Source organism: Streptomyces sp. BK79 (assembly GCF_044142145.1).
Taxonomy (GTDB): Bacteria; Actinomycetota; Actinomycetes; order Streptomycetales; family Streptomycetaceae; genus Streptomyces.
Genome location: NZ_JBHVOC010000014.1, coordinates 127,197 through 140,115, shown reverse-complemented (window position 1 = coordinate 140,115; position 12,919 = coordinate 127,197). Strand labels below are relative to the sequence as shown.

The window sequence follows — 12,919 nt, the reverse complement described above, 5'->3', positions numbered from 1 at the left end:
ACGAAGGCTATACGGCGCCCGCGACCGGCCCCCCACCTGGGTGCGGCGTGGCGTGATCACGCCACTCTCGGCCGCGCCGGGCCCCCGTGCCGCGCCGAGCCGATCAGGCCCCGTACGGTCGTCAGCCATCCGGCGGCGATGATCGCGGCCGCCACCGACAGGCCCAGCGTGCCGTTCAGCGGCAGCACGATCCCGACCGCCCCGCCGAACACCCACGACACCTGGAGCAGCGTCTCCGCGCGGGCGAACGCCGAGGTGCGGACCTGCTCGGGCACGTCCCGCTGGATCAGCGCGTCCAGGGACAGCTTGGCCAGCGCCTGCGCGAACCCGGCGACCGCCGCCAGGCACGCCACCAGGACCGTGCTGAAGAAGACCGCGGCCGTGACCGCCGTACCCAGCACCACCGCGACGACCGTCACGATGATGATCTCCGGTGCCCGCGACCGCAGCCACGCCCCGACCGCCGTGCCCAGCGCGTTGCCCGCGCCGGCCGCGACGCCCACGATGCCCAGCGACACCGCCGCGCTCTGCCCGGACAGCGGGTGCACTCGCAGCAGGAAGGCCAGGAAGAAGATCAGGAAGCCGGACAGGCAGCGGATTCCGGCGTTGGCGGCCAGCGCGTGGGTCACCGCCGGCCCCACCGTGCGCAGCCCGGGACGCTTGACCGGCTTGCGGTGCGGCCCGTGCAGGTGCCGCTCGTCGGCGGCGAGCAGCGCCCGGTCCTCGCCGCGCGCCGAGTCCACCTTCGGCGGCAGCGTGAACGACAGGACCGTCCCCACGACGAAGATCACGAAGGCGCCGTACAGCGGCCAGCGCGGACCCACCTGCTGGAGCCCCGCCGCGACCGGCGCGGCGACACCGGTGGCGAGCAGCCCGCACAGCGTGACCCGCGAGTTCGCCTTCACCAGCGAGAAGCGCGGTGGCAGCAGCCGCGGCACCACCGCGCTTCTGACCACGCCGTACGCCTTCGACGCGACCAGCACGCCCAGCGCCGCCGGATACAGCTCGATGCCGCCGCTGATCACCGCTGCCGACAGCACCAGCGCGAGCAGCGCCCGGGCGCCCATCGCGGCTGCCATCGCCGCGCGGCGGCCGTGCGGCAGGCGGTCCAGCAGCGGGCCGATCACCGGCGCCAGGAGCGTGAAGGGCGCCATGGTGATGGCCAGGTACAGGGCGACCCGGCCGCGCGCCTCGTCGGTGGGGACGGAGAAGAAGACCGTGGAGGCGAGCGCGACGGTGATCATCACGTCCCCGGCGCCGTTCACCCCGTGCAGCTCGATCAGCTTGCCCAGGCCGGATTCACCGGCGCCGTGCGCGTGTGTCGCCCGGCGGATGCCGCGCGCGGTCCCGGTGAACGGCAGGCGCAGGGCCCGGCCGAGCGCTCGGAACCGGGAGCCGGGACCCCGCCCCCGGCTCCCGCTCTTGAACTCCGTCCGTGCGGCTGCCACCCCGTCATAGTGCCCCGAGTGCCGGGGCTATAGCGTCCGTACGGCACGGATGGCGGTGATCGAGTCGGGTGACGCCGGCGCCGTCACGGCCGGAGAACGCGGTACCGTACCCCGCCGAAACTCCCGTCGGTGTAGGCCCAGCGCAGCTGAGCAGGTAGCGTGCCTAGCGCGCCGTGGCGAACGTTCTCGGCCGCGCGCCTTACGGCCATCCCGCAGAATGGATGACGTAGGTGTGCCCGAGCGCGATCGGGCGCGGACGTCGACGCGGTCCACAGGTCCGCTCCGTCCGCCCCTCGCAGGCAGCGGCGCACTCGTGAGACGGCGTATGGAGAGAAGCGATACCTGTGAGCGCAGCGACAACGCGAAGCCGCACCCCTGACCGTCTGTGCGCCGAGGCCGTCGACCTCGCCCGCGCCGCAGCCGAGGAGGCCGCCGCCCCCGGCGTCGTCGGCGAGCACGAGGGGATGGTGTCGGAGGGCGACCGGGTCGTCACCCACCACTTCGCCTGCAAGGAACTCGGCTACCGCGGCTGGCGCTGGGCGGTGACCGTGGCCCGCGCCTCCCGCGCGAAGATCGTCACGGTGGACGAGGCGGTGCTGCTGCCCGGCCCGGACGCCCTCCTCGCGCCCGAGTGGGTGCCGTGGAGCGAGCGGCTGCGGCCCGGCGACATGGGCCCCGGCGACCTGTTGCCGACCGACGCGGAGGACCTCAGGCTGGAGCCCGGCTGGACCGGCGAGGACGAGCCGCCGCCGAACTCCGCCGTCTCCCACGAGATGGCCGAGCTGGTGGAGGCGGAGGACGCCGAGGTCACCGCCGGGCCGCCCGCCGAGCTGTCCGCCGTCCCGGCCCGGGGCACGATCTCGGCCGTCGCCGAGGAGCTGGGCCTGCGCCGCGCGCGGGTGCTGTCCCGGTACGGGCTGCACGTCGCCGCCGACCGCTGGGAGGAGTCCTTCGGGCCGAAGACGCCGATGGCGCAGGCCGCCCCCGCGGCGTGCGTGAGCTGCGGCTTCCTGGCGCGTATCGGCGGCTCGCTCGGGCAGGCCTTCGGGGTGTGCGCCAACGAGTTCTCCCCGGCGGACGGCCGGGTCGTGTCGCTGGCCTACGGGTGCGGCGGGCACTCCGAGGCGGCGGTCATGCCGAAGCCGCCGCGGGTGGCTCCGCCGGTGATCGACGAGACGCGGGTCGATCCGTTCCCGTTGCGGCCGGCGGCGGACTCCGGGTCGGTGTCCGTGGGCGAGGACGAAGCGGCGGATCTGGGGCACTCGTAGGTTCTGGCGCGGGTTCCGTGCCGGTTCCGTGCCGGGCGGTACGGGGTTCGGTGCGGGTGCGTCGTGGCTCGGGTTCCTGGGGGCTGCGCCCCCAGACCCCCCTTCGGTCTTGACGGCCTCGTCCTCAAACGCCGGACGGGCTGAATGGCGCCGGCCGCCGACGTCCAGATCGGTGAGGGCGTTTCGTCGCGGTACCTTCGTGGTCCGTCGATGAGGAGAGTCACCGTGAGCATGTTCGTGCGGCCTGCCGCCGAGGGCGCCGATCCGTTCGGTACGGCACGTCTGCGGCGCGGGGTGCTGGACGCCTGGGCGACGAGCCCGGCCCGCTTCCGTGAGGACGCCAACGCGGAGGAGGACCTCGTCCTCGGCGGCTACCGCGACCGGCTGGTGGTCGAGCTGGCGCAGAACGCCGCCGACGCCGCCGCGCGGTCCGGTGTGCCCGGCCGGCTCCGGCTCACCCTGCGCGACGGCGTTCTCGTCGCCGCCAACACCGGCGCCCCGCTGGACGCGGCCGGCGTCGAGTCGCTGTCCACGCTGCGCGCGTCCGCCAAGCGGGACGCCGGACAGGGCGCGGTCGGCCGGTTCGGGGTCGGCTTCGCCGCCGTCCTGGCCGTCACCGACGAGCCCGCCGTCGTCGCCCGGCACGGCGGGGTGCGCTGGTCCCTGGCCGAGGCCCGCGACCTGGCCGCCGACACCGCCCTGCACAGCCCCGGCCTCGGCGACGAGATCCGGCGGCGCGACGGGCACGTCCCGCTGCTGCGGCTGCCGTTCCCCGCCGAGGGCAGCGCCCCCGGCCCTTACGACACCGCCGTCATCCTCCCGCTGCGCGACACGGCCGCCGCCGACCTCGCCGAACGGCTCCTGCACGCCGTGGACGACGCCCTGCTCCTCGCCCTGCCGGGCCTGGAGGAGGTCGTGGTGGAGGCCGGGGACGAGACGCGCACGCTCGCCCGCCGCACCGAGGGCCCCCTGACCGTCGTAGAGGATTCGAGGGAGGGCACCACCCGCTGGCGGACCGCCGCCGCGCACGGGCCCCTCATCCCGGACCTGCTCGCCGACCGGCCCGTGGAGGAGCGGCTGCGCCCCCACTGGTCGGTGACGTGGGCGGTGCCCGTGGACGCCGACGGCGGCCCCGCGCGGCCCCGCACCAGTCCCGTCGTGCACGCGCCCACGCCCAGCGACGAGCCCCTCGGCGTGCCCGCGCTGCTCATCGCGTCCTTCCCGCTGGACTCCACCCGCCGGCACGCCGCGCCCGGTCCGCTGACCGACTTCCTGACGGAGCGGGCGGCGGACGCCTACGCCGGGCTGCTCGCCGACTGGAGCCCGGTCGCCGCCGGCCTCATCGACCTCGTGCCCGGCCCGCTGGGCAAGGGCGAGCTGGACGGCGTACTGCGCCGGGCGATCCTCGAACGGCTGCCCCGCACCTCCTTCCTGCCGCCCGCCCTCCCGCCGCGCGAGGACGACCCCGACCTGCCCGAGTCCCTGCGCCCCCGCGACGCCGAGGTGGTCGAGGGAGCGGGTGCCGACACCGTGCGCGTCCTCGCCGAGGTGCTGCCGACGCTGCTGCCCGCCGGGCTGGAGCGCCGCGCGGAGCTGCGCACGCTGGGTGTGGCCCGGGTGCCGCTGACCGACGCGATCGACCGGCTGGCCGGGCTGGAGAAGGCCCCCGACTGGTGGCGGCGGCTCTACGACAGCCTCGCCGGGGTCGACCCCGACCGGCTGTCCGGGCTGCCGGTGCCGCTGGCGGACGGCCGGACCACCATCGGTCCGCGGCAGGTGCTGCTGCCCGCTCCGGACGCCGCGTCCCTGGACCCGGAGATCCTCACCCGCCTCGGACTCAAGGTCGCCCACCCGGACGCCGCCCACCCGCTCCTGGAGAAGCTGGGCGCCCTGCCGGCCACGCCGCGCGCGGTGCTGACCACCCCGCAGGTGCGGGCCGCCGTCGCGGCCTCCCTGGAGGACGACGGCGGGACGAACTGGGAGGAGGACGCCCCCGACGCCGAGGAACTGGCCGACACCGTCCTCGGCCTGGTCCGCGACGCCGGGCTCGAACCCGGTGACGAGCCCTGGCTCGGCGCGCTCGCTCTGCCCGACGAGGACGGCGAGCTGTCCCCGGCGGGCGAACTCGTCTTCCCCGGCGGCCCGTTCGCCCGGGTGATGCGCGAGGACGAACTCGCCGCGGTGGACGCCGAGCTGGCCGCGAAGTGGGGGCCGGAGCCCCTGGCCGCCTGTGGTGTCCTGGTCACCTTCGCGCTGGTCCGCGCTACCGACGTCGTCCTCGACCCCGACGAACTGGAGCCCCGCGAGGGCGACTTCGCCGAGCCGGACGACGCGGGGCTGCTGGACGCCGTGGACGTGTGGAGCGAGGACGTCCTCGACCGCTTCCCGGACAGTCCCGTCCCGCCGGTCGCCACCGAGATCGTCGCCGTGCGCGACCTGGACCTGGTGGACGACGACCGCTGGCCCGAGGCCCTGGCCCTGCTCTCCCGGCCGCCGCTGCGGGACGCGCTGGTCCAGCCGGTGCGCGTCCTCCTGCACGACGGCACCCACGAGGTCGTACGGCCGTACACCGCGTGGTGGCTGCGCGGGCACCCGGTGCTCGGCGGGCGGCGGCCGGCCGGTCTGCGCGCGGCCGGCGGCGACCCGCTGCTGCGCGGCCTGTACGACGAGGCCGACGCGTCCGGCTTCGAGGACGAGCAGGTGCTGCGGGCGCTCGGCGTACGGACGTCGGTGGCCGCCCTGCTCGACGAGCCCGGCGGCGCGGCCGAGCTGCTGGAGCGCCTGGCCGACCCGGACCGCCCGGTCACGGCCGCCCAGCTGCACGCCCTGTACGGCGCGCTGGCGGAGCTGGACCCCGAGCGGGTGACCCTGCCGGACGACGTGCGGGCCGTGGTCGACGGGCGGGTGGAGGTGGTGGACGCCGCCGACGCCGTGGTCGTCGACTCGCCGGACCTGCTGGCCTTCACGTCCGGCGTGCCGCTGCTGCCCGTCCGGCCGGCCCGGGCGGCCGAGCTGGCGGAGCTGTTCCAGGTGCGGCGGCTGAGCGAGTCCGTCACCGGCCGGGTGGACTCCGAGGGCGCCGAGCACGACGTACCGGAGCCGGTGCGGGTCCTGCTCGGGGCGCGGACCCCCGCCTCCTACGTGGAGCACGAGGAGCTGGTCGTCGACGGCGTGGAGATCGACTGGCGGCTGACGGACGACGGGGTGCTGCACGCCGCGACCCTGGAGGGCGTGGCCGCGGGGCTCGCCTGGGCGGCGGGGCAGTGGCCGCGGCGCTTCGAGGTGGCGGCGCTGCTGGAGGACGAGTCGCGCACGGAGGAGCTGGCCAGGGACCGCTGGTTCGACTAGGAATCCGCGAAGACGTGAGCAGATGGGGCCTGCCTGTCCTCGGCGCTCTCAGATGAGCGCATCGAGGACAGTCAGCGCCCATCTGCTCACGCTTTCCCGGCAGACAGCCCTCCCCTCCGCGGGCGGCTCCGCTGCCGGCTAGGCCGGAAGCCGCCGGTCCACCCACCTCCACGCCAGCTCCAGGACGGCCGCCGCCCCCGCCGCGATGCCGACGGCCGCCCACGGCATGGTCACGCCCACCAGCTTCAGCGCGAAGAAGTCCTGGAGCCACGGCACCACCAGGACCACCACGAACCCCAGGCCCATCGCCGCGACCAGCCCCACCCGCCACCAGGTGTAGGGGCGGGCGACGATCGCCAGCACCCACATCGAGACCAGGAACAGCGTCAGCGTCGCCGCGCTGGTCTCCGCGTCCAGCGCCCCGGGTCCGGAGTAGTGCTGCCGGGCCACGAGGTACGTCGTGAAGGTCGCCGCCGCGGCCACCACACCGCCCGGGATCGCGTACCGCATCACCCGGCGCACGAAGTGGGGCCGGGCCCGTTCCTTGTTCGGGGCGAGGGCCAGGAAGAAGGCGGGGACGCCGATGGTCAGCGTGGAGAGCAGGGTGAGGTGGCGGGGCAGGAACGGGTACTCGACCTGCGAGCAGACCACCAGGATCGCCAGCAGCACCGAGTACACGGTCTTCACCAGGAACAGGGTCGCGACCCGGGTGATGTTGCCGATGACCCGGCGGCCCTCGGCCACCACCGACGGCAGCGTGGCGAAGCTGTTGTTCAGCAGCACGATCTGCGCGACCGCCCGGGTGGCCTCCGAGCCCGAGCCCATCGCCACGCCGATGTCGGCGTCCTTGAGGGCCAGGACGTCGTTGACGCCGTCGCCGGTCATCGCGACGGTGTGGCCGCGCGACTGGAGGGCGCCCACCATGTCCCGCTTCTGCTGCGGGGTGACCCGGCCGAAGACCGTGCCCTCGTCGAGCGCCCCGGCCATCTCCTCCCGCCCGGCGGGCAGCCGGCGCGCGTCGACCGCGGCGCCGGACAGACCGAGCTTGGCGGCCACCGCCCCGACCGACACCGCGTTGTCGCCGGAGATCACCTTGGCGCGGACGTCCTGGTCGGCGAAGTAGCGCAGGGTGTCGGCCGCGTCCGGGCGCAGCCGCTGTTCCAGGACGACCAGGGCGGTGGGCGTGACGTCCTCGCTCACCGCGGGGTCGTCCAGCTCGCGGGCCGCGCGGGCGAGCAGCAGCACCCGCAGGCCCCGCTCGTTGAGCCGCGTGGTCTCGGCGAGGGCGGGGTGGTCCTCCGCCAGCAGGACGTCGGGCGCGCCCAGCAGCCACGTGCTCAGGACGCCGTCCCCCTCGCTGAAGGTGGCGCCGCTGTACTTGCGGGCGGAGGAGAAGGGCAGCGACTCGGTGCAGCGCCACGCCTCGGCGGGCTCGGCGGGCCGGGCGGGCTCGCCGGACCCGGTGGGCTCCGTGGACGCGGCCGGCTCCGTGAACTCGGCGACCGGATAGCTGTCGATGATCGCCTGGAGGGAGGCGTTGGGCCGCGGGTCGGACTCGCCGAGGGCGCCGAGCACCGTGCGGACGTACCGCTCGTCGGCGCCGTCGAGCAGGCGCAGGGCGGTGACGTCCATGCCGCCCTCGGTGAGGGTGCCGGTCTTGTCCAGGCAGACGGTGTCGACGCGGGCGAGGCCCTCGATCGCGGGCAGCTCCTGGACCAGGCACTGCTTGCGGCCCAGCCGGATGACCCCGATCGCGAAGGCGACGGAGGTGAGCAGGACCAGGCCCTCGGGGACCATCGGCACGATGCCGCCGACCGTCCGGGCGATCGAGTCGTCCAGCTCGTCGTCCTTGGCGACCAGCTGGCTGACGATCAGGCCGATCGCGGTCGGGACCATCATCCAGGTGACGTACTTCAGGATCGTGGAGATGCCCGAGCGCAGCTCCGACTGGACCAGCGTGAACCGGGACGCCTCCTCGGCGAGCTGCGCGGCGTACGCCTCGCGTCCCACCTTGGTCGCCCGGAACGCGCCGCCGCCCGCGACCACGAAGCTGCCGGACATGACCTGGTCCCCCGGCTGCTTGACGACGGGGTCGGCCTCGCCGGTCAGCAGTGACTCGTCGATCTCCAGCCCGTCGGCCTCGACGCACACCCCGTCGACGACGGCCTTGTCCCCGGGGCCGATCTCGATGACGTCGTCCAGCACGATCTCCGAGGTGCTCACCTCGGCGGCCGTGCCGTCCCGGCGCACGGTCGGCCGGGCCTCGCCGATCAGGGCCAGGGAGTCGAGGGTCTTCTTCGCCCGCCACTCCTGGATGATGCCGATGCCGGTGTTGGCGAGGATCACGAAGCCGAACAGGCTGTCCTGGACGGGCGCGACGAACAGCATGATCACCCAGAGCACGCCGATGATGGCGTTGAACCGGGTGAAGACGTTGGCCCGGACGATGTCGGCGAGCGAGCGGCTGCTGCGCACCGGTACGTCGTTGACCTGACCGCGCGCCACCCGCTCGGCGACCCCGGCGGCGGTCAGCCCGGTGACCGGGGAGAGGGCGTGCGGGGGACCCGCGGGATCGAGTCGGCCGCCCGCGTCGAGATGCGTCATGCGTTCGACGGTACGGGCGGATTTACGGCTTCACCCGCCGAATGCGGCGAAGATCCCACCGGGGTAGGAGGGGCCGGTCCGCCCGGTGGTGCCGTGGTACTACGCGGTGTCGTACCACGCGGTGTCGTACTACGCCTCGTCCTCCGCCGCGCGCCGCTTCAGCGCGGCGTCGCGCCTGCGGACGTACCAGATGCCGATCAGGCCGAGCCCGGCTCCGGCCAGGCAGGTCCACACCCACCAGGTGTGCCCGTGGTCGTCGAACCAGCCGTAGAAGGGCAGCTGCGCGAGGAAGAGGACGAACCAGAGGATGGTGCCGCCGACGATGGTCGCGACCACGGGGCCCTCCAGGGGCTCCGGCGCCTCGTGCGTGGGTGTCCACTTCTGCATGCGTACAGCTTACGAGGCCCCGCGCCGCCCCCTCGCGGCATGTCACCACGCGGATCTACGCGCGGAGATAGCGATCGAGGACTCATACCTTCATACTGAATCCGTTTGTCTCTGACCGCTTTCATTCGTAGAAAACACCAACCAGGCCGTGGGGGAACCTGGTGGTGATGAGGTCCTCGCATGTCCACCTCGGCCTCCGCCAAGGTCCCCCCGTCCCCCGAGTCGCCGGAGGACCGGCGGCCCCCGCAGAACGCCCTCGACCGCTATTTCCGGATCTCCGAGCGCGGCAGCACGCTGCCCCGTGAGATCCGCGGCGGTCTCGCCACCTTCTTCGCGATGGCGTACATCATCGTGCTGAACCCGATCATCCTGGGCAGCGCGAAGGACATGTACGGCAACCAGCTCGACAACGGTCAGCTGGTCACCGCGACCGCCCTGACTGCGGCGTTCACCACGCTGCTGATGGGTGTCATCGGCAACGTCCCGATCGCGCTGGCCGCCGGTCTCGGCGTGAACTCCGTCGTCGCCCTCCAGCTCGCCCCGCGGATGTCCTGGCCGGACGCCATGGGCATGGTGGTGCTGGCGGGCTTCGTCGTCATGCTGCTGGTCGCCACCGGCCTGCGGGAGCGCGTGATGAACGCCGTTCCCTACGGTCTGCGCAAGGCCATCGCCATCGGTATCGGCCTGTTCATCATGCTGATCGGCCTCGTCGACTCCGGCTTCGTGACCCGGATGCCGGATGCCGCCCAGACCACCGTCCCGCTCCAGCTGGGCACCGGCGGTCACCTGCTGGGCTGGCCGGTGCTGGTCTTCGCCCTCGGCGTGCTGCTCACCCTGGCGCTGATCGTCCGCAAGACCCCCGGCGCCATCCTGATCTCCATCGTGGTGATGACCGTCGTCGCGATGATCATCAACGCGATCGCCGACATCCCCTCCTGGGGTCTGACCACGCCCGAGTGGCCCGGCAACCCCGTCGCCACCCCCGACTTCGGCCTGGTCGGCGAGGTCAGCCTGTTCGGCGGGTTCGAGAAGGTCGGCATCCTGACCGGCGTGCTGTTCGTCTTCACCGTCCTGCTGTCGTGCTTCTTCGACGCGATGGGCACGATCATGGCGGTCAGCGACGAGGCGAAGCTGACCGACGGCGAGGGCCAGATGCCGGGCATCAACAAGGTCCTGTTCGTCGACGGCATCGCGGTCGCCGCGGGCGGCGCCAGCTCCGCCTCGGCCACGACCTGCTTCGTCGAGTCCACGGCCGGTGTCGGCGAGGGCGCGCGCACCGGTTTCGCGAACATCGTCAGCGGCGCGCTGTTCGCCGTGGCGCTGTTCCTCACGCCGGTTGCCACGATGGTGCCGTCCCAGGCGGCCACCCCGGCGCTGGTCGCGGTCGGCTTCCTGATCCTGGCCGGCTCGATCCGGGAGATCGACTGGAGCGACTTCACGATCGCCGTCCCGGCCTTCGTGACGATGCTGATGATGCCGTTCACCTACTCGATCACCAACGGCATCGGCATGGGCTTCATCGCCTTCTCGGTGCTGCGCCTGGCGGCCGGACGGGGCCGGGAGGTCCCGGTCACCATGTACGTGGTGTCGGCGGTGTTCGCCTTCTACTACCTGATGCCGGCCCTGGGCCTCACCTGACCGGCGGGGGCTCCACCGCCGAGGTGACCCCGTAGAACCGTTCCGTCTCCTCCACGGCGGACTGGAACCGCTCGTCGAAGTCATCGCGAATGAGCGTCCGGACGACATAGTCCTGGACGCTCATTCCCCTTTTCGCCGCGTGGTGCCGGAGCCGGTCGAGCAGCTCCCCGTCTATGCGCAGGCTGAGCACAGTGGTCCCCATGGGCACGAGGGTCGCCCCCGCCGACCGGGTGATGCTCCGGTTTCCGATAACAGGTCACTCGTACGGGTGAAGTGCGGGTTTCAGTGGCGGGAGTCACGGGCACGCGGCCGGGTGAGCGGTGGTATTTCGCGAGACTAATGAGTTACGCTAAGGAACATGCCGGACCTCAAGCATGGCGACGACGCCGCCGCCGTGAACTCCCTGCGCTCCGCCGTGATGCGGTTGTCCCGTCGGCTCAAGCACCAGCGGGTCGACGAGTCGCTCAGCCCGACCGAGATGTCGGTGCTGGGCACCCTGGCCACCTGCGGCAGCGCGACCCCGGGCGAGCTGGCCCGCAAGGAACACGTCCAGCCGCCCTCGATGACCCGCATCGTGGCGCTTCTGGAGGCCAAGGGACTGGTCCGTCTGGAGCCGCATCCGGAGGACCGGCGCCAGAAGGTCGTGACGCAGACCGAACAGGCCGTGGTGATGCTCGAGGAGAGCCGCCGCAAGCGGAACGCGTTCCTGGCCACGCTGGTCGAGGGACTCGACGAGGACGAGTGGGCGAAACTGCGCGCCGCCGCCCCCGTCCTGGAGAAGCTCGCACACCGGTAAGCAGTCATCGCGAGGAGGCGAACCTTTTTGAGTACGGGACCCGGAGCAGCTTCCGCCCCCGCACCCGACGGCCACGACGACCCGACCGCCCCCGACACCCCTCGCCGGACCCGGACGTCGATGTTCGCCTCCCTGAAGGTCAGGAACTACCGCCTGTTCTTCGCGGGGCAGGTCGTCTCCAACATCGGCACGTGGATGCAGCGCATCGCCCAGGACTGGCTGGTGCTCAGCCTCACCGGCTCGTCGGCCGCGGTGGGCATCACCACGGCCCTGCAGTTCCTGCCGATGCTGCTCTTCGGCCTCTACGGCGGCGTCCTCGTCGACCGCCTGCGCAAGCGCCCCACGCTGCTGGTCACCCAGTCGTCCATGGCCGTCACCGCGCTCTTCCTCGCCGTCCTCACCCTGACCGGCCACGTCCAGGTCTGGCACGTCTACGTCGCCGCCTTCGCGATGGGCCTGGCGACCGTCGTCGACAACCCCGCCCGCCAGTCCTTCGTCTCCGAGCTGGTCGGCCGGGACCAGCTCCAGAACGCGGTCAGCCTCAACTCGGCCAACTTCCAGTCCGCCCGCCTGGTCGGCCCCGCCGTCGCCGGCGTGATGATCACCGGGGTGGGCACCGGCTGGGCGTTCCTCGCCAACGGCCTGTCCTTCGTCGCGCCGCTCACCTGCCTGCTGCTGATGCGCGCCCGCGACCTGCACGCCGTCCAGCGCGCCCCGCGCGGCAAGGGCCAGCTCCGGGAGGGCCTGCACTACGTCGCGGGGCGCCCCGAGCTGATCTGGACGATCGTGCTGGTCGGCTTCATCGGCACCTTCGGCTTCAACTTCCCGGTCTTCCTGTCCGCCTTCGCCGACGACGTCTTCGACGCGGGGGCCGGTGCCTACAGCCTCTTCAACACCCTCATGGCCGTCGGCTCGGTCACCGGCGCCCTGCTCGCCGCCCGGCGCGGCACGGCCCGGCTGCGCGTGCTGATCGCGGCGGCGCTGGCCTTCGGCACCCTGGAGATCGTGGCGGCGACGGTGCCCGCGCTGTGGCTGTTCGCGCTGCTGATGGTCCCGATAGGCCTCTTCAGCATGACGGTCAACGTCACCGCCAACACCAGCATCCAGATGTCCACCGACCCGGCCATGCGGGGCCGCGTCATGGCCCTGTACATGATGGTCTTCCTCGGCGGCTCCCCGGTCGGCGCCCCGATCGTCGGCTGGGTCACCGACACCTACGGCGCCCGGGTCGGCTTCGCCGCGGGCGGCGCGGTGGCCGCCACGGCCGCGCTCGTCATCGGCCTGGTCCTGGCCCGCGTCGGCAACCTGCGCCTGTCGGTCGGCTGGCACCGGGGGCACCCGCGGGTGCGGTTCGTACCGCGCGAGCGGCGCGAGGAGCTGGCACCGGCGGCGTGACCCGGTGCGCGCGGGCCGGTGCGCGCGGGCCGGTC

General features: G+C 73.2%; 9 protein-coding genes. 5 read left to right on the top strand and 4 right to left on the bottom strand.

What is annotated here, in order from left to right; translation table 11 throughout:
- Positions 1-56 precede the first annotated feature (56 nt).
- A complete protein-coding gene (locus ACFIF2_RS19165; protein WP_395574157.1) occupies positions 57-1,448 on the bottom strand; it encodes an MFS transporter in 1,392 nt (463 codons plus the stop codon).
- Positions 1,449-1,792: 344 nt separating this feature from the next.
- On the opposite strand from ACFIF2_RS19165, the gene ACFIF2_RS19160 reads away from it, so the two are divergent.
- The gene (locus ACFIF2_RS19160; RefSeq protein WP_395574155.1) at positions 1,793-2,716 is read left to right on the top strand and encodes a DUF3027 domain-containing protein; all 924 of its coding nucleotides are present in this window, start codon (positions 1,793-1,795) and stop codon (positions 2,714-2,716) included.
- Between the two features lie 225 nt (positions 2,717-2,941).
- A complete protein-coding gene (locus tag ACFIF2_RS19155; RefSeq protein WP_395574153.1) occupies positions 2,942-6,064 on the top strand; it encodes a sacsin N-terminal ATP-binding-like domain-containing protein in 3,123 nt (1,040 codons plus the stop codon).
- A gap of 138 nt (positions 6,065-6,202) precedes the next feature.
- On the opposite strand, the gene ACFIF2_RS19150 is transcribed toward ACFIF2_RS19155, so the two are convergent.
- Both ACFIF2_RS19150 and ACFIF2_RS19145 read right to left on the bottom strand, forming a co-directional pair.
- A complete protein-coding gene (locus ACFIF2_RS19150; protein ID WP_395574151.1) occupies positions 6,203-8,668 on the bottom strand; it encodes an HAD-IC family P-type ATPase in 2,466 nt (821 codons plus the stop codon).
- 129 nt (positions 8,669-8,797) lie between these two features.
- A complete protein-coding gene (locus ACFIF2_RS19145; protein WP_395574149.1) occupies positions 8,798-9,055 on the bottom strand; it encodes a DUF2530 domain-containing protein in 258 nt (85 codons plus the stop codon).
- A gap of 180 nt (positions 9,056-9,235) precedes the next feature.
- On the opposite strand from ACFIF2_RS19145, the gene ACFIF2_RS19140 reads away from it, so the two are divergent.
- On the top strand, positions 9,236-10,693 hold the full coding sequence (locus ACFIF2_RS19140) for an NCS2 family permease (RefSeq protein ID WP_395574147.1): 1,458 nt from the start codon (positions 9,236-9,238) through the stop codon (positions 10,691-10,693).
- On the opposite strand, the gene ACFIF2_RS19135 is transcribed toward ACFIF2_RS19140, so the two are convergent.
- Positions 10,686-10,901 carry a ribbon-helix-helix protein, CopG family gene (locus ACFIF2_RS19135; RefSeq protein ID WP_395574145.1) on the bottom strand — a complete coding sequence of 72 codons (216 nt, stop codon included), beginning with the start codon at positions 10,899-10,901 and terminating at the stop codon, positions 10,686-10,688. The two genes, ACFIF2_RS19140 and ACFIF2_RS19135, sit on opposite strands and share 8 nt — an antisense overlap.
- 150 nt (positions 10,902-11,051) lie before the next feature.
- Here ACFIF2_RS19135 and ACFIF2_RS19130 point away from each other — a divergent pair, with 150 nt between their 5' ends.
- Entirely contained in the window at positions 11,052-11,489 is a 438-nt protein-coding gene (locus ACFIF2_RS19130; protein ID WP_395574143.1) for a MarR family winged helix-turn-helix transcriptional regulator, read from the top strand.
- Between the two features lie 27 nt (positions 11,490-11,516).
- Positions 11,517-12,884 (top strand): MFS transporter, encoded by a 1,368-nt coding sequence (locus tag ACFIF2_RS19125; protein WP_395574141.1) that lies wholly within the window; start codon positions 11,517-11,519, stop codon positions 12,882-12,884.
- The last annotated feature ends 35 nt before the right edge of the window (positions 12,885-12,919 follow it).

Excerpts from the sequence above, each read along its gene's own strand:
- ACFIF2_RS19150 (WP_395574151.1), bottom strand. The coding sequence starts at position 8,668 with ATGACGCATCTCGACGCGGGCGGCCGACTCGATCCCGCGGGTCCCCCG.
- ACFIF2_RS19145 (WP_395574149.1), bottom strand. The coding sequence starts at position 9,055 with ATGCAGAAGTGGACACCCACGCACGAGGCGCCGGAGCCCCTGGAGGGC.
- ACFIF2_RS19140 (WP_395574147.1), top strand. The coding sequence starts at position 9,236 with ATGTCCACCTCGGCCTCCGCCAAGGTCCCCCCGTCCCCCGAGTCGCCG.
- ACFIF2_RS19130 (WP_395574143.1), top strand. The coding sequence starts at position 11,052 with ATGCCGGACCTCAAGCATGGCGACGACGCCGCCGCCGTGAACTCCCTG.